The 18,864-nt window shown below is 46.5% G+C and carries 19 protein-coding genes; 10 read left to right on the top strand and 9 right to left on the bottom strand.

Features of this window, described 5'->3' with window-relative positions; all coding sequences use genetic code 11:
* The first annotated feature begins 10 nt into the window (after positions 1–10).
* Positions 11–721, top strand: a complete 711-nt coding sequence (locus tag ACT6R0_RS02950; protein WP_444651153.1) for a YebC/PmpR family DNA-binding transcriptional regulator — start codon at positions 11–13, stop codon at positions 719–721.
* Between the two features lie 56 nt (positions 722–777).
* On the opposite strand, the gene ACT6R0_RS02945 is transcribed toward ACT6R0_RS02950, so the two are convergent.
* Positions 778–1,242, bottom strand: coding sequence for a hypothetical protein (locus tag ACT6R0_RS02945; RefSeq protein ID WP_444651152.1), 465 nt, complete (start codon positions 1,240–1,242; stop codon positions 778–780).
* Positions 1,243–1,449: 207 nt separating this feature from the next.
* Here ACT6R0_RS02945 and ACT6R0_RS02940 point away from each other — a divergent pair, with 207 nt between their 5' ends.
* The 4 genes from ACT6R0_RS02940 to ACT6R0_RS02925 all read left to right on the top strand — a co-directional run bounded on the left by ACT6R0_RS02940 (position 1,450) and on the right by ACT6R0_RS02925 (position 4,605).
* Positions 1,450–2,001 carry an RNA polymerase sigma factor gene (locus ACT6R0_RS02940; protein ID WP_444651150.1) on the top strand — a complete coding sequence of 184 codons (552 nt, stop codon included), beginning with the start codon at positions 1,450–1,452 and terminating at the stop codon, positions 1,999–2,001.
* Positions 2,001–2,558, top strand: coding sequence for a hypothetical protein (locus tag ACT6R0_RS02935; RefSeq protein WP_444651148.1), 558 nt, complete (start codon positions 2,001–2,003; stop codon positions 2,556–2,558). The genes ACT6R0_RS02940 and ACT6R0_RS02935 overlap by 1 nt, the downstream gene beginning before the upstream one ends.
* Positions 2,539–3,606 carry a hypothetical protein gene (locus tag ACT6R0_RS02930; RefSeq protein ID WP_444651146.1) on the top strand — a complete coding sequence of 356 codons (1,068 nt, stop codon included), beginning with the start codon at positions 2,539–2,541 and terminating at the stop codon, positions 3,604–3,606. The genes ACT6R0_RS02935 and ACT6R0_RS02930 overlap by 20 nt, the downstream gene beginning before the upstream one ends.
* A gap of 273 nt (positions 3,607–3,879) precedes the next feature.
* A complete protein-coding gene (locus ACT6R0_RS02925) occupies positions 3,880–4,605 on the top strand; it encodes a head GIN domain-containing protein (protein ID WP_444651144.1) in 726 nt (241 codons plus the stop codon).
* A 317-nt stretch (positions 4,606–4,922) separates the two neighbouring features.
* On the opposite strand, the gene ACT6R0_RS02920 is transcribed toward ACT6R0_RS02925, so the two are convergent.
* A complete protein-coding gene (locus ACT6R0_RS02920) occupies positions 4,923–5,963 on the bottom strand; it encodes a PLP-dependent cysteine synthase family protein (protein ID WP_444651142.1) in 1,041 nt (346 codons plus the stop codon).
* 79 nt (positions 5,964–6,042) lie between these two features.
* Positions 6,043–8,178: a S9 family peptidase gene (locus tag ACT6R0_RS02915; protein ID WP_444651141.1), complete on the bottom strand. Its 2,136-nt coding sequence runs from the start codon at positions 8,176–8,178 to the stop codon at positions 6,043–6,045.
* A gap of 73 nt (positions 8,179–8,251) precedes the next feature.
* Here ACT6R0_RS02915 and ACT6R0_RS02910 point away from each other — a divergent pair, with 73 nt between their 5' ends.
* The gene (locus tag ACT6R0_RS02910) at positions 8,252–8,566 is read left to right on the top strand and encodes a YbaB/EbfC family nucleoid-associated protein (protein WP_444651139.1); all 315 of its coding nucleotides are present in this window, start codon (positions 8,252–8,254) and stop codon (positions 8,564–8,566) included.
* 92 nt (positions 8,567–8,658) lie between these two features.
* Here ACT6R0_RS02910 and ACT6R0_RS02905 read toward each other — a convergent pair whose 3' ends face one another.
* From ACT6R0_RS02905 to ACT6R0_RS02890, 4 genes are all read right to left on the bottom strand, one after another.
* Positions 8,659–9,081: a sugar O-acetyltransferase gene (locus ACT6R0_RS02905; protein WP_444651137.1), complete on the bottom strand. Its 423-nt coding sequence runs from the start codon at positions 9,079–9,081 to the stop codon at positions 8,659–8,661.
* A complete protein-coding gene (locus tag ACT6R0_RS02900) occupies positions 9,057–9,230 on the bottom strand; it encodes a maltose acetyltransferase domain-containing protein (protein WP_444651135.1) in 174 nt (57 codons plus the stop codon). The genes ACT6R0_RS02905 and ACT6R0_RS02900 overlap by 25 nt, the downstream gene beginning before the upstream one ends.
* 6 nt (positions 9,231–9,236) lie before the next feature.
* Entirely contained in the window at positions 9,237–9,956 is a 720-nt protein-coding gene (locus tag ACT6R0_RS02895; RefSeq protein ID WP_444651133.1) for an SMI1/KNR4 family protein, read from the bottom strand.
* Between the two features lie 98 nt (positions 9,957–10,054).
* Positions 10,055–11,080, bottom strand: coding sequence for a threonine aldolase family protein (locus ACT6R0_RS02890; protein WP_444651131.1), 1,026 nt, complete (start codon positions 11,078–11,080; stop codon positions 10,055–10,057).
* 48 nt (positions 11,081–11,128) lie between these two features.
* Between ACT6R0_RS02890 and prfB the strand changes: the two genes are divergently transcribed.
* The 3 genes from prfB (at position 11,129) to ACT6R0_RS02875 (ending at position 14,925) form a co-directional block, all read left to right on the top strand.
* Positions 11,129–12,230 (top strand): peptide chain release factor 2 gene (gene prfB, locus ACT6R0_RS02885; protein WP_444651129.1). Its coding sequence is split into 2 segments (ribosomal slippage): positions 11,129–11,191 and positions 11,193–12,230, totalling 1,101 coding nucleotides; the frame shifts between segments, so codons are not numbered across the junction.
* Positions 12,231–12,421: 191 nt separating this feature from the next.
* The gene (locus ACT6R0_RS02880; RefSeq protein ID WP_444651127.1) at positions 12,422–13,645 is read left to right on the top strand and encodes a GAF domain-containing sensor histidine kinase; all 1,224 of its coding nucleotides are present in this window, start codon (positions 12,422–12,424) and stop codon (positions 13,643–13,645) included.
* A gap of 53 nt (positions 13,646–13,698) precedes the next feature.
* A complete protein-coding gene (locus ACT6R0_RS02875) occupies positions 13,699–14,925 on the top strand; it encodes a GAF domain-containing sensor histidine kinase (protein ID WP_444651125.1) in 1,227 nt (408 codons plus the stop codon).
* 68 nt (positions 14,926–14,993) lie between these two features.
* On the opposite strand, the gene ACT6R0_RS02870 is transcribed toward ACT6R0_RS02875, so the two are convergent.
* Together ACT6R0_RS02870 and ACT6R0_RS02865 are read right to left on the bottom strand one after the other, a co-directional pair.
* The gene (locus ACT6R0_RS02870) at positions 14,994–16,271 is read right to left on the bottom strand and encodes an anion permease (protein ID WP_444651123.1); all 1,278 of its coding nucleotides are present in this window, start codon (positions 16,269–16,271) and stop codon (positions 14,994–14,996) included.
* 18 nt (positions 16,272–16,289) lie between these two features.
* Positions 16,290–16,934, bottom strand: a complete 645-nt coding sequence (locus tag ACT6R0_RS02865; RefSeq protein ID WP_444651121.1) for a DUF47 domain-containing protein — start codon at positions 16,932–16,934, stop codon at positions 16,290–16,292.
* A gap of 185 nt (positions 16,935–17,119) precedes the next feature.
* On the opposite strand from ACT6R0_RS02865, the gene ACT6R0_RS02860 reads away from it, so the two are divergent.
* The gene (locus ACT6R0_RS02860; RefSeq protein WP_444651119.1) at positions 17,120–18,748 is read left to right on the top strand and encodes an acyl-CoA carboxylase subunit beta; all 1,629 of its coding nucleotides are present in this window, start codon (positions 17,120–17,122) and stop codon (positions 18,746–18,748) included.
* The last annotated feature ends 116 nt before the right edge of the window (positions 18,749–18,864 follow it).

Raw genomic sequence — 18,864 nt, 5'->3', positions numbered from 1 at the left:
CAAATTAATTATGGGAAGAGCGTTTGAATTCAGGAAAGCAAGGAAAATGAAACGTTGGTCGGCTATGGCCAAAACGTTCACAAGGATAGGCAAGGACATTGTAATGGCCGTAAAGGAAGGCGGAGGCAACCCGGAGGCCAACGCGCGCCTGAGGGCCGTGATACAAAATGCCAAGGCAGCCAACATGCCGAAGGAAAATGTGGAGCGCGCCATCAAGAAAGCGTCGGACAAAGATACGGCCAACTTTAAGGAGGTATTGTTCGAAGGCTATGCGCCGCACGGTATCGCGATCCTTATTGAAACTGCCACCGATAACAACAACCGAACAGTAGCCAATATCCGCAGCTATTTCAACAAGTGCAATGGTACAATGGGCACGCAGGGATCGGTAGAATTTATGTTCGATCATACCTGCAACTTCCGCATCCCTGCCGAAGGGCGTGACGTGGAGGAACTGGAACTTGAGATGATCGACTTTGGCGTAGAGGAGATCTTTGCTGATGAGGACGGCATCGTTATGTACGCGCCATTCGAAAGCTTTGGGGCGATCCAGAAAGAACTGGAGCACCGCGGCATCGAGATACTTTCATCAGGATTTGAGCGCATCCCGCAGGTAACTAAAGAACTTACCGAAGCGCAGGTCGCCGATGTGGAGAAACTCCTTGAAAAGATCGAAGAAGATGATGACGTGATGAACGTATACCACACCATGCAGGAGTAATCTATTGTTTACTTGCTATACAATATAAAGGCATCCTTCGGGATGTTTTTTTTATGTCAGCCATGTCCGTTAATTTGCAGATCATAGATCTTAGCCGATTTTAAACTCACTTTTACATTCCAATAAGAATTCCCTCCATCATCTACCATAATAATTCGCTTATCGACATCTTCAAGATAACTGCTTTCATCCCAAAGCATATTGATCCATAATATTTTTTCTCCCTTTTCATTTATATAACCCACATACTGGCGAATGTACCTTTGCAAATTTTCATGTATTACGAGGCTTCCGGCGCATTGGGCAGCTCTACTCTGTTTGATATTCCTGAGTTGTTCCTTCAATAATTTTTCGCAAAGAATAACTTCAGCTCTTGTTGGTGTAAACCTTCCAGGCTTTTCTTTAAAGTGAACATACATCTCAACATCTTCACTAAAAATATATCCCTTAAAACCCTTTCCCTTTACAAATACGGGCTGTTGGGCTATCAGTAAAACCAACATTGTAAGTAAAGCTTTCATTATTTATAAGTATGTTTACAGCTAAGATAGTCAGGAAGTATAAATTTTCAATTAAAAAAACACAAAAGAAAAAGCACATAAATAACTGACAAACAGCACAATAATTACTTTTTAAATAAAAAGATCAAAAATTAAAAATTAAAATTTCTTCCCTACTGTAACATTTTAACTTACTCCCCCGTCATTATATCAAACCAAGCAACCAAATTGGCAAACGCGAACCAGGATATCGATACTTTGATCGCACTCTGCAGGGAGGGCAGCCGCAACGCACAGTTTGAGGTGTACAACAGGTATTACAAGACCATGTACAACACCGCACTGCGCATTGTTAAGGACAGCCACTGGGCAGAAGACGTGATGCAGGAGGCTTTCCTGAAGGCGTTTACCAAACTGGATTCCTTTAAGGGAGAAGTAACCTTTGGGGCCTGGCTAAAGCGGATCGTAGTGAACCACAGCATTGACAATTATAAAAAGATTAATAAATATGCTGAAGACCCGCTGGACAACATACTGTATAAGGTGGAAGATGAAGGCCACAAGGAAGAGGCAACGATCGACTTCCGGAACATGCAGGTGCAGCAGGTAATGAGTGCCATACAGTCGCTAAAGGACAATTACAGGGTGGCGCTCACGCTCTTCTTCATCGAAGGCTACGATCAGGAGGAGATCAGTGAGATAATGGGAATTACACACGGCAATTGCCGTACAACCATCAGCCGGGCAAAGGAGAGCCTGCTGAAAAAACTGAATGCATAATGAAGAACGAGGAACAAGACCTTAACGACCTGTTCGCCCATTTTGACGGGCAGTGGGATACCGCAGAACCCGTAATGGGCCATGAGGACCGCTTTTTAGACAGGCTTGAGGGCAAAAGGAAAAAGAAAGGACTGCTCTTCAGGCTGGCAATGCCAACCGCGGCGGCGATACTGATCATGTTCGGGCTATGGACGATGTTCAGGCCGGACGGAGGTGCTTTCAACGGCAACCAGACAGCCGTGAAGCTTTCTCCAAAAGTGCAGGAAACACAAACGTATTTTACCGGTATCATACAAAAGGAGCTGGCTAAAGTGGAAAAAGAAGACAGCCCCGAAACGAAAATGCTTGTAAAGAGCGCCCTCTTAAGAATGGACGCCCTTGAAAAGGATTACGAAAAGCTTACCAAAGAAGCCCTTAGCAAAGGCGAGAACAAACAGATCATCCACGCCATGATAACCAATCTGCAGACAAGGATATCATTCCTGGAGGACGTGCTCACCAAGATCGAAAACATCAAAAAACTGAAAGAAAACTATCATGAGAACACTCAAACTTAATTTAATACTCCTGCTCCTTACCTGCCCCTCGCTTATTTTTGCGAACGGCGATGGCAACGGGTGCATGAAGGGAAAGATCACAAAGGAAAAGAAAATAAACAGGTCATTTTCCGTAAACAGCACAGCCGGCCTGGATGTTAACAATAAGTTCGGCAGCATATACGTAACAACGTGGGATGAGAACCAGACCGTAATTGATGTGGTGATCCGCGTGAACGGCGACAAAGAGGACCTTGTGGTGAAAAGGCTCAACAGCATCGACGTGAAGTTTGGCGCTACAGCCTCACTGGTATCAGCGGTAACGGAAATAGGGAACTTTTCGGGCAGGAACATCAATATGGAGATCAACTATACCATAAAGGTCCCGAAGAAAGGCACGATCGACCTTAACAACCAATATGGAAATACCATTGTTGGGAAGATATACGGCAAAAGCGTCATCAAATGCCAGTATGGCGACCTGAACGTTGATGAGCTCAACAGCGACAGCAATACCATTAACCTGCAATACAGCGGTACATCGAAGATCAACTACATCAGGTCGGGCGCGGTGAACCTTCAATATTCCGGATTTAATTGTACCAAAGCGGGGTCGCTTAACCTCAAGGGGCAATATACCGGCATGACGATCGGCGAAGTGAACGACATTACCTATAGAACAGAGTATGGTGACCTGAGTATTAAAAAGGGAGGCAGCATTACAGGTTCCGGCGACTATTCCAGCCTGCGCTTCGGGTATGTTGGCAAGCAGCTGAATGCCACGTGCAACTATGGCGAAGTAAAGATCGGCGGTATGGATACCGATGTGAAGAACATAGCGGTGAACGCGACCTATTCGGCGGTGAACATCACTTACTGTGAGGCTGCACCCTTCGACTTTGAGCTAAGCTCGGTATATGGCGGCATAAGGGGCGTGAACGGGTTTAAATTCACAGACAAAAAGGAAAAGGACAACAAGATATATTATAAAGGCTATTACAAAAGCAGCGGCGTGAATAAGATATTCGTGAGAACAGAATACGGCGACATCAACCTTACTAAAGGGTAAAGCCTCTCCCTACCCCTCTCCAAAGGAGAGGACGCTCAAACCCTTAAATAGATAGACGGTCCGAGTGAAGCTCCTCCCTCTCCAAAAGGAGAGGGTTGGGGTGAGGCCAAAATAAAAAATATACTGATACAACCATTGCGGGCGTGAATGCGTCTAGGTAGTATCACCTCCCACAAAGGAGTTCAATCATCAAAAAAAACACCTGCTCATCACAGGGAAGTTAATTCAATCAATCATCAACCTCGCCGCATGGCGAACAAAAAACGAACCATCATGAAAAAAGCAGCAATGTTTTTCGCCGGGCTATGCTTTGCCCTTACGGCAACGGCCCAGGGGAAAAAAGAACGTGTACAGGGTAATGGCGACATCGCCAAAGAAAAAAGGGAACTATCTGCCCAATTTGAAAAAGTAAGGGTAACAGGCAACTTTGATGTAGTGCTCGTAAAGGGCACAACCGGTACGATCACGCTGGAAGGCGAAGAAAACCTTATCTCTCAAATTACTACCGAAGTGGCAGATGGCGCACTGGCCATCAGCTCGGGCGACAAATTCCTTGCACCATCCAAAAACAAGAACATCACGGTTAAAGTACCTGTGGGCGAACTTAGCGAGATCGTACTGAAAGGCAGCGGCAATATCGATGTGCGGAACAGGATACGCACCGATGTAGACCTGATGATAGACGGGTGCGGCTCTATTGAAGCCTACGTGGTTGCCGACAGGGTAAAGGCCTGCGTGCTTGGCTCCGGGGAGATAAAGATCAACGGTCAGGCACAAAGCTTTGACTGCCGTGTGGTTGGCTCGGGTTCGGTCAAGGCATATGACCTGAAAGCCCCGATCGTAAGCGCGGTGGTATCAGGCTCCGGGAATGTAGAGACCAACAGCTCCAAAAGCCTTAAGGGCAGGATAAGCGGTGCTGGTAACATCGCCTTTGCAGGCCAGCCCTCTGAAACCGACCTGAAGCACTCGGGTACAGGAAAATTCACACTCCATCAATAAAAATTTAAAATAACGTTTCATACTCGTTATTTAGGTTGGGCCTGTCCGGAAACGGATGGGCCCTTTGCGTTTGTAACACGTTTTGTAACAACTACAAAATTCAAGATCACAACTATCTGAAAGTCAAAAATTATATCAGTATGTGCGGAGAAAGAGGGATTCTCCCCCTAAATTACAAATCCCCACTTATAGGTATTGTTTCACATTCCTGATCCCAATACCTTAGCAACAGATCATCTTACAGATATCGTTTGGGGAATAAAAGAAAAAGCTTCCCGTGATGCGGGAAGCTTTTTTATCTGAACCAAAATTATATACTATTTGATAAACTCTATCTTTTGTGCCTCTTCCAGGTTCACGCTGTCAAAGAAGCCCTGCTCGCTCATCCATTCATCGCTGAATACCTTGCTCATATAGCGTGAACCGTGGTCAGGGAAAATAAGGATAACGTTGCTGTTCTCGTCAAATTCGCCTGCTTCGGCATACTGCCTTACCGCCTGCAGCGTAGCGCCGCTGGTGTAGCCTACAAAAAGGCCTTCGGTCTTGGCAATGCTCCTGGCCGCGTGGGCACTCTCCTCATCGGAAACTTTGATGAACTGGTCGATCACGTCAAAATCGGTAGCGGTAGGGATAAGGTTCTTCCCAAGCCCCTCTATGCGGTAGGGATAGATCTCCTCACTATCGAACTCTTTTGTCTCGTGGTATTTTTTTAGGACTGAGCCGTAAGCATCGACCCCAAGCACCCTGATGGCAGGATTTTTTTCTTTAAGGAAACGCGCCGCGCCAGATATGGTCCCTCCTGTGCCGCTGCAGGCCACAAGGTGTGTGATCTGCCCAGCGCTTTGCTCCCATATTTCGGGGCCGGTGGTCTTGTAATGGGCGTCTACGTTAAGGTCGTTAAAATACTGGTTGATGTATACCGAACCTTTTATCTCTTCGTGAAGCCTTTGGGCAACGCAGTAGTATGAGCGCGGGTCGTCTGCCGAAACATTGGCAGGGCATACATATACCTTCGCGCCCATGGCACGAAGCATGTCGATCTTGTCCTTTGATGATTTTGAGCTTACCGCCAGCACACAGTCATAACCTTTAATGATGCTTACCATTGCCACGCTAAAGCCAGTATTGCCCGAAGTCGTTTCTATAATGGTATCGCCCGGTTTGAGGATACCTTTCTTTTCAGCTTCTTCGATTATATATAGTGCGATCCTGTCTTTTGTTGAATGGCCCGGATTAAAAGCTTCTACTTTAGCGTAGAAATTCCCTTTTAATCCTTCAGTAATCTTATTGAGCTTAATTAGGGGTGTATTCCCGATTAATTCCAATACATTATTATAGGCTGCTATTCGTTCTTTCATAAAAAATAAGTTAGTAAGGTAAAACCGGTACAGAGTTTAATGACCTCAAAACCCTGCAAATCTAACAAAAAAATATTAATTACTTTTTAATTCCTTCCAAATCTAATAAAAAACTATATTCCTTAGCTACCTGCTTGAGTGCTTCAAATCGTCCCGAAGCGCCGCCGTGGCCTGCTTCCATGTTGGTATCCAGGTATAAAAGGTTGTTGCCGGTTTTTGTAACCCTTAATTTTGCTACCCACTTGGCGGGTTCCCAGTACTGCACCTGCGAATCGTGGAGGCCGGTCGTCACCAGCATGTTCGGGTACGCCTGAGCGGTCACATTATCATACGGCGAGTACGATCTCATGTAATCGTAATATGTTTTGTCATTCGGATTGCCCCACTCGTCATATTCACCTGTTGTTAGCGGAATGGTATCATCGAGCATTGTGGTGATCACATCCACGAACGCCACCTGCGCGATAACGCCGTTGTACAGCTGTGGTGCCATATTAACGACAGCGCCCATAAGCAATCCACCGGCAGAGCCGCCTTCGGCATACAGGTGTTTGGCTGAGGTATATTTCTGCGCGATAACATATTCCGAACAGTCGATATAGTCGGTAAAAGTATTCTTCTTTTTAAGCAGCTTGCCGTTCTCGTACCATTCGCGGCCAAGGTCCTCCCCGCCCCTTATATGGGCAATGGCGAATATAAAGCCCCTGTCGAGCAGGCTAAGGCGTATGGATGAGAAATACGGGTCCATAGACGCGCCATACGAACCATAGGCATACAGCAGCATCGGATTGTTGCCGTTCTTGGTAATGCCCTTGCGGTATACCATCGAGATAGGTACTTTGGTGCCGTCTTTGGCAGTAGCCCATACCCTTTCCTCTACGTAATTATTCTTGTCGAATTTTCCGCCGAGCACTTCCTGCTCTTTCAATACGGTCTTCTCCTTCGTTTTCATGTTGAAGTCGATAACCGAAGATGGCGTGGCAAGCGATTGGTAGCTGTAGCGCAGCACATCGGTGTCAAAATCAGGGTTGGTGCTCACGCCAGCGGTATAGGTCTCAATTGCGAAAGGCAGGTAATATTCCCCTTTGCCGTCCCACGGACGTATCCTGATGGTGTTAAGTCCGTTGGCCCGTTCCTCGATAACAAGATAATTTTTGAATATCTCGATATCCTCGAGCAAGACGTCCTTACGGTGCGGGATAAGGTCTTTCCAATTGTCTTTGCCCGTAGCGGTTTCCGACGTTGTCATCAGCTTAAAGTTGGTCGCCTTGTCCTTATTGGTCACGATGTACCACTTGTCGCCGTAGTGGGCAATGCTGTACTCCAGGCCGCGTGTCCTTGGCTGGAATATCTTAAATTCGCCGTCCGGTTTTTTCGCGTCAAGTATCCTGAATTCGGATGTCAGCGTACTGGTCGACCCTATCACAAGGTATTTCTTAGATTTCTCCTTATAGATGAAGGTATCAAAAGTCTCGTCTTTTTCATGGTAAATGAGCGCGTCCGAAGCTACATCGGTACCCATTTTATGCTTGTAGATCTTCTCCGAACGCAGCGTAACAGGATCTTTGCGACTATAGAACAACGTTTTATTATCGCCTGCCCATGTTGAGCCGCCGGTGGTATTCTCTATTTTGAACGGAAGTATCTCGCCTGTCTTCAGGTTCTTTACCTGCATGGTATACTGCCTGCGTGAAACGGTGTCAATAGCAAAGGCTGCCCACTCGTTATCCTCGCTCACGTTAAGTCCACCCAGGCTGAAGTATGAATGACCTTTTGCCATTTCGTTACAGTCGAACATGATCTCCTCCTTCGCGTCAAGGCTGCCTTTCCTGCGGGTATGTATGGGGTAATCCTTGCCTTTCTCATAGCGGGTTATATAGTAATAGCCATTGTAAAAATACGGCACCGAACTGTCATCTTCCTTTATGCGGGCCTTCATTTCGTCGAAAAGCTCTTTCTGGAAGTTTTTCGTATCCGCCGTCATGGCATTGTAGTAGGCGTTCTCTTTGTTCAGGTAGTCAATAACTTCGGGGTTTTCCCTTTCGTTAAGCCAGTAGTAGTTATCTATACGCACATCGCCGTGCTTTTCGAGTTTCTTTGGCTTTACCGCGGCAAGTGGCGGCGTGTGGTTTTCGGTCATTTTAGTTTTATTTGTCTGGGCGTTCGCCGCTGCAAAAATAACACAAACACAACTTAACAGTGCGTGTTTTTTCATAGATTTAAGAATTGGAATATAACCATGCAATTTAATACATTTGTAATATATATAAATAACAAAATCCGTAAAAATGTTTGGAGACTTAATGGGAATGATGGGTAAGCTGAAAGAAACCCAGCAAAAGATAGAAGAAACGAAGAAAAGGCTTGATACCGTGCTGGTTGACGAGCAAAGCACCGACGGCCTCCTGAAAGTGACGCTGACAGCCAACAGGCAGGTACGCGCCATAACCGTTGACGATGCGCTTTTGGAAGACAAGGAACAGCTTGAGGATTACCTTGTTCTGGTAATGAACAAAGCCATAGAAAAAGCCACCGCCATCAATGAGGCCGAACTTGCGGCTGTAGCGAAGGATGGAATGCCGGATATTCCGGGGTTGTTTTAGTTTTGGATTGTTGGATATTGGACTCTTAGATTTAGACAGTATAAGCACGGCACCAGCCGTGCTTTTTTATTAGATTTAGAAAAATTGGGCTATTACTCTATCCCTTTTATAACCCTGCAAGGATTCCCTGCCGCAAATACATCATCCGGGATATCCCTCGTTACCACGTTCCCGGCACCGATAATGCTTCGGTTCCCGATAGTCACGCCCGGACAAATGACAGCACTGCCGCCTACCCACACATCTTCGCCTATGGTAATGGGTTTGGCATACTCGGCCCCGGAAGCCCTTTCCACGGTATCCATGGGGTGCATGGCGATGTAAATCTGTACGTTGGGGCCAAACATCGTGCGGCTGCCGATGGTCACTTTGGTCACATCCAGAAAAACGCAATTGAAGTTAAAGTACACATTATCCCCCGCCTCAATGTTATAGCCATAATCGCACTGGAACGGCGGCTCTATCCAAAGGTTTTCGCCTGCACTCGGGATCAGTTCGCGTAGTGCCGAAAGCATCGCCTCCCTGTATCAGGCATGGCGGTATTGAGTTTCCTGAGCAGCAGGCGTGCGTTGATTCGGTCCTTTACTAATTCTTCATCTGAAGCAAGGTACAGCTCGCCGGCTATCATTTTTTGTTTTTGTGAGTTCATAATTAATTTGATCATGTACCTCTATTTACTTTTACTAAAGAGGGAAGTCCAAAAGTTTTGTTTTACTTTTTTCTCTATAATCCACAATGGCGCATCTGATGGCCTGACAATCTTAGGATTTTTATTCTGCTTTGCCCAAGGAAATCCGGCGTTTACTGGTTTGTTAATGAGGTCAGCAACGATATACATTTCAGGAAATCCGGTTACACTAGTGAAATCATAATCTTTCTTATATGGCTCACTTATTCCTAAATCGCCATCCCAAATTTCAAAGACAACTTTTTCATGAATTTTATCAAGGTGCGAAGCATTGCCTTTTTTTCCAAATTCATCAATGTGCTTAATGAAGTCACCCAGATTTTCAGAGTGCTTAACAATAACTGCCGGGTCATTGCACACATAATACACTGAATTCCAAACACCTAAAGAATCAATATCCAAAATCCAAAAATTACCGAATCCATCACCCGCAAGCTCTATCGATCTGGGAAATAGTCCATCAATACCAAAAGTGCCATAAGCATCAAAACGTATTTCCTCAAGACCATAAAATTCAAATCCCCTGCTAAATCTAAGTAATTGTTCAATTTCGTCAGGTAAAAAATTATTAGGAAGTTGCCTTTTAAAATTTACCATTTCATCATCATCCATTCCACCCATCAATTCTACCTCATACAAATCTCCATCTTCAGATTCGTATTGATTACCAAGAATGGATTCTAATCGTTGCTTTGCAGTCATAATAAATTAGTTGATGATAATTGCTTCAAAATAATGAAATGGAAGCAACATTTTATATTAAGCATCATAGTCAGCAACTTTAAACCTGAAACCTTAAACTAAAGAGATAACTTCGTTAAAGTCTCCACCACATAATTATGCATCACCTCTTTGTAATCAAGGTGTGTCACAATTCGGAGCTTGTTCTTGCCTAACGATGAAATGAAAATGTTCTTCTGCTTTAGCTTTTCGATGAAAGCCTTTTCGTCATATTGCGGCTTTAGCGAGAAAATAAGGATATTGGTTTCTACCGGCTCTACCCTGTCAATCCACGGCAATTGTTGCAGTAGGTTACCGAGTTGTTTGGCGCGCCTGTGATCTTCCTCAAGGCGGCCCACGTTGTTTTGAAGCGCATACAGCCCCGCCGCTGCAAGGTAGCCTGCCTGGCGCATGCCGCCTCCGAATATCTTGCGGATGCGCAGGGCTTTATTCATATCCTTTTTACTGCCAATGAGCAGCGAGCCCACAGGAGCGCCCAACCCTTTGGACAGGCAGACCGATATGGTATCGAACATTTCGCCGAACTGTTTTGGATGCTGGCGCTTGGCCACCAGGGCATTCCACAGCCTGGCGCCGTCGAGGTGGTATTTCAGGTTGTTGGCACGGCACACCTCGTGTATTTCCAGTAGGGTTTGCAGGTCATAGCAGGCGCCTCCGCCTTTGTTGGTCGTGTTTTCAAGGCATACTAATGTGGTAAGCGGGCTGTGGTAAAAGTCGGGCGGGTTGATGGCTTCGGCTACCTGTTGCGCCGTGATCATGCCGCGGTTGCCGTCGATAAGCCTGCTGGAAACGCCGCTGTTCACCGCCACACCCCCACCTTCATAATTGAAAATGTGCGCCCACTTGTCGCAAATAAGCTCATCGCCGGGGTTGGTATGCAGCTTTATGGCCGTTTGGTTGGCCATGGTGCCGGAGGGGAAAAATAAGGCGGCTTCCATCCCGAAAAGCCTGGCTACGGTGTCCTCGAGCTCGTTTACCGTTGGGTCCTGCTTAAAAACATCGTCGCCCACTTTGGCCCTGAACATCTGCTGCATCATCTCGTGGCCGGGACGGGTTACCGTGTCGCTTACTAAATTTATTTCCATATATTGAAAAGGATGCCTTACTTTTGTATTACAAAACTACATTAATTTATGACAAATACCGAACAAATCAAAGGTATTATAGAGCGCCTGGGAGCACTGAGGAGGTATCTTTGACATCGACAGGAAGCAGATCGAAATAACCAACGAGGAGGAGAAAACCTTCGCACCCGACTTTTGGAACAACGCAAAAGAGGCAGAAATCATTGTAAAGAACCTTCGCTCGAAAAAGAAATGGGTGGAGGATTATGAAAAGGGCAACGCCATGGCCGAAGAGCTGCAGGTGATGTACGAGTTCTATAAGGAAGGCGATGTCTCTGAAGAAGAACTAGACGAACAGCACCGACTGACCATTGCCCATATCGAGAACCTGGAATTCCGCAATATGCTATCCGATGAAGGCGACAGCATGAGCGCCGTAGTACAGATCACAGCAGGTGCCGGTGGTACCGAAAGCTGCGACTGGGCTTCGATGCTGATGCGCATGTACATGATGTGGGGCGAAAAGGAAGGCTATAAGATACGGGAGCTCAATTTCCAGGCCGGCGAGGTCGCGGGGATCAAGACCGTAACGCTGGAGTTTGAAGGCGATTATTCCTTCGGCTACCTGAAGGGTGAGAACGGTGTACACCGATTGGTGCGCATCTCCCCTTTCGACTCAAATGCCAAGCGCCATACATCGTTCGCGTCGGTATACGTATACCCGCTTGCCGACGATACCATCGAGATCGAGATCAACCCGGCCGACATATCGTGGGAAACCATGCGTTCCAGCGGTGCGGGAGGCCAGAACGTGAACAAGGTAGAAACGGCAGTGCGCCTGCGCCACCACCCTACCGGTATCATCATTGAGAACTCCGAGACACGCTCACAGCTGGATAACAAGACTAAGGCCATGCAGTTGCTGAAATCGCAGCTCTACGAAATTGAGCTGAAAAAACAGCAGGCCATGCGCGATGAGATCGAGGCCAACAAGATGAAGATCGAATGGGGCTCGCAGATACGCAACTATGTATTGCACCCGTACAAGCTGGTAAAAGATGTGCGGACAGGGCATGAGACCAGCAATGCCGAAGGCGTAATGAACGGCGAGATCGACGAATTTTTAAAAGCTTACCTCATGATGATGGGTCAAAAGGCGGAGGAGAGTTAATATCTTCTTCGCATGCTATATGCGAATAAATCTTATTTAGTTAATACGGACCATGCATTTATTGCGCAGTACTTGTATTTAACCTAACTTTAACATCCTGAATTGCGGTTATTCTTAACAAAATAATTGTAATTTAGGATTTTATTTGTCGGCCTAACCCAAAGAAGTAGTACACTGTATCTGAAGCAAGTATGAATCAAACCATTGATCATTTTATCCCTGAGAATGATGCCTTAAGGCTCGAAAAGCTGCGGGATTATAATATACTTGATACCCATCCTGAAGATGTGTTCGACATTATCGCGTCGATGGCACAGAAACTTTTCGGCACATCGGGCGCTTTCATCAACTTTGTAGACAAGGACCGTGTTTTTTTTAAATCCAATTTAAGCGCCCTTGCCGCTACAGAGATACCCAGGAAAGACAGCCTTTGTTCCCGCGCCATATTGCAGGATGATGTATACGTCCTAAACGATACGCACAACTATGCTGAACTGGTCGATAATCCCTACATCGCGCAAAAGGGCGGCATCAGGTTTTATGCGGGGGCTACTTTAAAGACCCCTGAAGGCTATAATATGGGCACCATTTGTGTGACCGACGACAAGCCGGGCGAAGTGACCGAACAACAGGTGGAAATGCTGCGTACACTTTCAAAGATGGTCATCGACAAATTGGAGAACAGGCTGCGCTACCGCAGATCGATCGAGGCGCAGGTGAACCTGATGAACATTACCCTGCACGATATCAAAAACCCATTGGCATCCATCAATCTCGCCAATGACATGCTGAGAGGCGATACCAATGATAACGCCAGGATGAACGAGGTCATAAAAACATCAGTAAAAAGCATTGAAAAGAGGCTCTCCGAACTGCTTAAGCAATCCGAACTGGAAGAGACCGACCTTTTGCTGAAGATAGAGGAAATTGACATTAATGAGATATTAACAAGGCTATACAATAATTTTGACCTGTTGGCACGCCGTAAAAAACAGTTCATTGAACTGAAATACAACGATTCGCTGCCAAGGATCGATGCGGACAAAGGGAAAATATCCGATGTACTGCACAACCTGGTGAGCAATGCCATTAAATACTCCTATCCCGACTCGAAAATAAAGATCGAGGCCCGTGAGGCTGGCTATAACCTGCACATAGAAGTACGCGACGAAGGCCAGGGACTGGACCGCAACGACGTACAAAAGCTGTTCATGAAGTTTGCCCATCTCAGTTCCAAGCCTACCGGAAAAGAAACCTCTACAGGGCTTGGGCTATCAATAGCCAAATCGTTCGTAGAACTGCACAAAGGCACCATTTACGCAATGAGCCCCGGTAAAGATAAGGGTACGACATTCATCGTCTCACTACCCATACGGTACATACCCGAACGCGAGCCTGACTTTGAGGTTAAATAGCATTAACCACAGATCAGAGCGCGTACCCAAACCTAAGAACAAAATAATAGCCGATGTCAAGATCCACACCTGAAAAATTTGCCCAAAATGAGCAGCACCGCCTCGAAAAGCTTCGGGACTACAGGATACTTGATACCCATTCGGAAGATACGTTCGACAAGATCGCGCTCATGGCATCGCAGATATTTAGCGCTCCAAGCGCGTTTATCGTATTTGTTGATGAAAGAAGGGTATTCATAAAGTCAAATCTCAGTAATACTACTTTTAACGAGATACCAAGGGAACAAAGTGCTGTAGCCAATGTTATAGAGCAGGATGAGGTAGTAGTAATAAGTGACCTTAATGACCACCCTCAATACCGTGAAAATCCGTACACAAAAGGACCCAATGGCGCACGGTTTTATGTAGCCGCACCGCTAAAAACCCCGGAAGGCTATAAAGTGGGCGCTATAATCGTTAGCAGCCCCGAACCCGGCGAAGCTACCCCGCTGCAAATTGACATGATAAAAAGCCTGGCAAGGATAGTAGTGGACAAGCTGGAGAACAGGCTGCGCTACCGTAAGACCATCGAGTCGCAGATCGACCTGATGAACATCGCGCTTCATGAGATAAAAAATCCGCTGGCCTCCATAAAGCTTGCCAACGAGGTGATGGCCAAAGACAGCAGCAGGAAAGAGAACATGACCGAGATGATCAAATCGTCGGTGGCGCGCATCAAATCAAAACTGTCGGACCTGCTAAAATATTCGGAGGCAGATGAGGCGCAGATCGTACTCTCAATTGAAGAGATCGACATGGCCGACATCTTTATAAGGCTAAAGAACAGCTTCGACCTGCTGGCATCCCGCAAAGGGCAGACGCTCCATTTTGAAATTGAGGAAGGTCTGCCACACTTTTTTGCCGACAGGGTAAAAGTACTCGACATACTGCACAACCTGGTAAGCAACGCGATCAAATATTCGTATACCGATGCCAATATCCATATCATGGCGCGTATGGCAGATAGGGAAAGCATTGAGATCGAGGTAAAAGATAACGGTCAGGGTCTTAATGAGGATGACACTGAAAGACTGTTCACCAAATTTGCCAAGCTCAGCTCGAAGCCAACAGGAAAGGAAACATCTAACGGATTGGGGCTTTCGATAACCAAATCGTTCGTGGAGCTGCACAACGGCTCCATTAAGGCGGTGAGCGAAGGCAAGGACAAAGGTACGTCGTTCATTGTCACGCTTCCGCTGAAATATGCTAAAGACCATACGCCGGAATTCATTTCGAACTGATAACGCCACTTCTCAATAAAAAAGCCTTTCGCACAGCCAAAGGCTTTTTTAGTACAATAGTATATTTTTTATATGAAAATACTCAATATCCAATAGATGATCGCGGCAAGCAATGCTGATACAGGTATTGTAAGCACCCATGCCCAGATGAGGTTTACCGTAACGCCCCAGCGAACCGCTGAAACACGCTTGGTAAGGCCAACCCCGATGATGGAACCTGTAATGGTGTGCGTGGTACTTACAGGTACTTTAAAGTGCTCTGTAACGTATAATGTAAGTGCACCGGCGGTCTCTGCGGTTACACCTTCGAATGCTGATACTTTTGTGATCTTGGAACCCATCGTCTTTACGATCTTCCAGCCGCCGCTAAGTGTACCTATCGCAATGGCAGAATAACATGCGAGCGGGATCCACTCAGGCATTTTGCCATCGACCCCATCCTTTGGCAATACAACGTCGAGCCATGGGTCCATGTGCGTAACCCCGCTGGTATGGATGTATACCGCAACTGCTGCGGCAATGATACCCATTACCTTTTGAGAATCGTTACCACCATGGCCAAGGCTGAATGCCGCCGATGAAAGCAACTGCATTTTCTTGAGCCACGCTTCTGCCCTGCCAAGGCTTAGCGTACTGAAGAACAGGCAGAACGTGCTTATTGATAATATGATGAACGCAACAAGGAACCACTTGATGTTGTGCGGCTCGAAAGCCACCGACCAGAATTCCGACTCAAAGCGCGGTTTTTTGATATCCTCAAAACTTACCATATTGAAATAGACGAATGCTATAGTAGCGATCATCAAAAGCACTGTAAAAATTTTAGGGTAAGGTGTGTCTTTCCTTGAAGAGTTAAGGAACCAGATGGAAATTAAATATGAAACCAACGCCCCGATAAGCGGCGCGAGTACGATAAAGGCAACAATGATAAGTACTCCCGATGGGAAACCGCCGTCTTTACCCGGAGTGTACCAGGACACTACATCAAAGCCCGCGTGTGCAATGGCAGCGCCCGCAAAACCACCGATGAGCGTATGCGACGAACTTGATGGTATGCCCAGCCACCATGTAAGGAGGTTCCAGATGATGGCAGCAATGACCCCGGCGAGTATCACTACGAGGTTGATGTCCATGGTGTGGGCGGTCTTGGCAACCGTATCGGCTACACCGAAACCGAACACCCAATAGGCCAAAAAGTTAAAGAACGCAGCCCAAAGCACCGCCTGGAACGGCGTAAGCACCTTGGTAGCCACAACTGTCGCGATGGCATTTGCCGCATCATGGAAACCATTTATGTAGTCAAATACGAGCGCCAGTACTATAATTACTATAAGAAGCGTGAACATACGTTAGGAAGCTAGGGGTTATGAATACTTAACAGTCACTGATTCCAGTACGTTGGCAACGCCTTTGCACTTGTCTGAAGCCGACTCAAGCGCCGATAGCACTTCCTTATATTTGATGATGTTCTTAACATCGGTCTCGTTCTCAAAGATATCGGCTACTGCCTTATCAAAAACGTTATCCGACTTATTTTCAAGCTTGTTGATCCTTTTACAGGCTTCTGCGATCCCTTTCAGGTTCTTCATATCCTTTAGGTCAGAAACGGCTACCTGTATCAGCTGGCAGCTTTCCAGGGTGATCTCGGTCATTTTCCTAATCGACTTGGTGATCTTCTCCACCTGGTACAGCCTCATCCTGCTGGCAGCGCCGTAAAGGTAGTCGGCTACATCGTCGATGGCTGAGATGAGCGCGTGGATGTCCTCCCTGTCAAATGGCGTGATGAAGTTCCTGCTCAGCTCCAGGTTGGTCTTGTGGGCAATATCTTCTATGATGTTCTCCAATTCCTCAATTTTCCTGTAATAGGCTTCCCTCTGCTCTTTCGGGGCATTAACGGCTTCGTGGAGCGTTTCGGCAAGCATTACAAGGTTTAGTGCTGCCTGCTCAAATAGCGGGAAAAATTTCTTGTCTTTCGGTACAAGGAACTGAAAAATACTGTTTATAGACATATACTAATTTTTACGCGACAAAGGTATTTTAGTAATGTTAAGAAATAGTTAAGCTGATATGAATTTGAGGTTACGAAATTGAAATTTATGAACAATTGAAGATCATAGAAGATCCGTAATATTTTCCCTTACTTTCAAACGTTTTCGTATTTTAGCGGCTTAAATTATAACCGACTGCAAATATAATGGATATTAACTTCAACAAGAACGAAGACCATAATAAACTTCTCCTTTCCGAAATGAAGCAGCGCCTTGCCAAAGTAAAACTGGGCGGCGGCGAGAAACGAATCGAAAAACTGCACGCCGAAGGCAAAATGACAGCCCGAGAGCGCATTGAATACCTTTTGGACAAAGATAGCAAAAGCATTGAGATCGGCGCCTTTACCGGCGATGGAATGTATGCCGAGCATGGCGGGTGCCCCAGCGGCGGCGTTGTAGTGAAGATAGGCTACGTGAGCGGCAAGCAGTGCATGGTGGTAGCTAACGACGCTACCGTAAAGGCGGGCGCATGGTTCCCCATAACAGGTAAGAAGAACCTCCGTGCGCAGGAAATAGCCATGGAGAACCGACTGCCGATCATTTACCTTGTTGACAGTGCCGGTGTATATCTGCCACTACAGGATGAGATATTCCCTGATAAGGAGCATTTCGGGCGCATCTTCCGCAATAATGCCATTATGAGCAGCATGGGTATTACCCAAATAGCCGCCGTGATGGGAAGTTGTGTGGCGGGCGGGGCTTATTTGCCCATAATGAGTGATGAAGCCCTGATCGTAGACAAGACCGGAAGCATTTTCCTTGCCGGAAGCTACCTCGTTAAGGCGGCCATTGGCGAGAGCATCGACAATGAAACCCTTGGAGGCGCTACCACGCACTGCGAAATATCGGGTGTGACAGATTATAAGGCAAAAGACGATAAGGATGCCCTTGATACAATACGAAATATAGTAAGCAAGATAGGCGATTATGACAAAGCCGGGTACAACCGCGTTAAAGCCGAAAAACCTGCCCTTCCTGAAAAAGACATCTACGGCATTGTCCCGAAGTCGAGGAGTGAGCAGTATGACATGATGGAAGTTATCAAACGACTTGTCGACAACAGCGAATTTGACGAATACAAAGCGGGCTACGGCCAAACGATAATAACGGGGTACGCCCGCATAGACGGCTGGGCAGTGGGCATTGTTGCCAACCAGCGCAAGGTGGTAAAGTCTAAAAAAGGCGAAATGCAGTTTGGCGGCGTGATCTATTCAGATAGTGCTGATAAGGCCACACGCTTTATAGCCAACTGCAACCAAAAGAAGATCCCGCTTGTATTCCTGCAGGATGTTACAGGGTTCATGGTGGGTTCAAAGTCGGAGCACGGCGGCATCATTAAAGATGGCGCCAAGATGGTCAATGCCGTGAGCAACTCGGTCGTACCGAAGTTTACCGTAGTGGTTGGCAACTCTTACGGAGCCGGCAACTACGCTATGTGTGGCAAGGCCTACGACCCAAGGCTGATATTCGCCTGGCCAAGCGCTGAACTCGCCGTAATGGGCGGAACACAGGCTGCCAAGGTACTGATGCAGATAGAAGCGTCATCACTTAAGGCAAAAGGCGAGACCATTACTCCGGAAAAAGAAGAAGAACTCTTCAACAAGATAAAGGCGCGTTACGATGCGCAGGTGTCGCCTTACTATGCGGCATCAAGGCTATGGACGGATGCCATAATCGACCCGCTGGATACCCGAAAATGGATATCGATGGGTATCGAGGCTGCAAACCACGCGCCTATTGAAAAGCAGTTTAACCTTGGGGTGATACAGGTGTGATGGATCACATCTTATAATAAGTAGAAAGCGGCACCTTGATCAGTGCCGCTTTGTTTTTTAAATTTTGCCCTTACAACTATTATCGTATATTTATTGATATAAACACGATGGGCATT

This window comes from Flavobacterium sp., assembly GCF_052437795.1.
Classification (GTDB): Bacteria; Bacteroidota; Bacteroidia; order Flavobacteriales; family Flavobacteriaceae; genus Flavobacterium.
Note: the sequence above shows the minus strand (reverse complement) of the source record. Positions and strands in the feature narration are given on the sequence as shown.

Excerpts from the sequence above, each read along its gene's own strand:
- ACT6R0_RS02950 (WP_444651153.1), top strand. The coding sequence starts at position 11 with ATGGGAAGAGCGTTTGAATTCAGGAAAGCAAGGAAAATGAAACGTTGG.
- ACT6R0_RS02945 (WP_444651152.1), bottom strand. The coding sequence starts at position 1,242 with ATGAAAGCTTTACTTACAATGTTGGTTTTACTGATAGCCCAACAGCCC.
- ACT6R0_RS02935 (WP_444651148.1), top strand. The coding sequence starts at position 2,001 with ATGAAGAACGAGGAACAAGACCTTAACGACCTGTTCGCCCATTTTGAC.
- ACT6R0_RS02930 (WP_444651146.1), top strand. The coding sequence starts at position 2,539 with ATGAGAACACTCAAACTTAATTTAATACTCCTGCTCCTTACCTGCCCC.
- ACT6R0_RS02925 (WP_444651144.1), top strand. The coding sequence starts at position 3,880 with ATGAAAAAAGCAGCAATGTTTTTCGCCGGGCTATGCTTTGCCCTTACG.
- ACT6R0_RS02920 (WP_444651142.1), bottom strand. The coding sequence starts at position 5,963 with ATGAAAGAACGAATAGCAGCCTATAATAATGTATTGGAATTAATCGGG.
- ACT6R0_RS02915 (WP_444651141.1), bottom strand. The coding sequence starts at position 8,178 with ATGAAAAAACACGCACTGTTAAGTTGTGTTTGTGTTATTTTTGCAGCG.
- ACT6R0_RS02910 (WP_444651139.1), top strand. The coding sequence starts at position 8,252 with ATGTTTGGAGACTTAATGGGAATGATGGGTAAGCTGAAAGAAACCCAG.
- ACT6R0_RS02905 (WP_444651137.1), bottom strand. The coding sequence starts at position 9,081 with ATGCTTTCGGCACTACGCGAACTGATCCCGAGTGCAGGCGAAAACCTT.
- ACT6R0_RS02900 (WP_444651135.1), bottom strand. The coding sequence starts at position 9,230 with ATGATCAAATTAATTATGAACTCACAAAAACAAAAAATGATAGCCGGC.
- ACT6R0_RS02895 (WP_444651133.1), bottom strand. The coding sequence starts at position 9,956 with ATGACTGCAAAGCAACGATTAGAATCCATTCTTGGTAATCAATACGAA.
- ACT6R0_RS02890 (WP_444651131.1), bottom strand. The coding sequence starts at position 11,080 with ATGGAAATAAATTTAGTAAGCGACACGGTAACCCGTCCCGGCCACGAG.
- ACT6R0_RS02880 (WP_444651127.1), top strand. The coding sequence starts at position 12,422 with ATGAATCAAACCATTGATCATTTTATCCCTGAGAATGATGCCTTAAGG.
- ACT6R0_RS02875 (WP_444651125.1), top strand. The coding sequence starts at position 13,699 with ATGTCAAGATCCACACCTGAAAAATTTGCCCAAAATGAGCAGCACCGC.
- ACT6R0_RS02870 (WP_444651123.1), bottom strand. The coding sequence starts at position 16,271 with ATGTTCACGCTTCTTATAGTAATTATAGTACTGGCGCTCGTATTTGAC.
- ACT6R0_RS02865 (WP_444651121.1), bottom strand. The coding sequence starts at position 16,934 with ATGTCTATAAACAGTATTTTTCAGTTCCTTGTACCGAAAGACAAGAAA.
- ACT6R0_RS02860 (WP_444651119.1), top strand. The coding sequence starts at position 17,120 with ATGGATATTAACTTCAACAAGAACGAAGACCATAATAAACTTCTCCTT.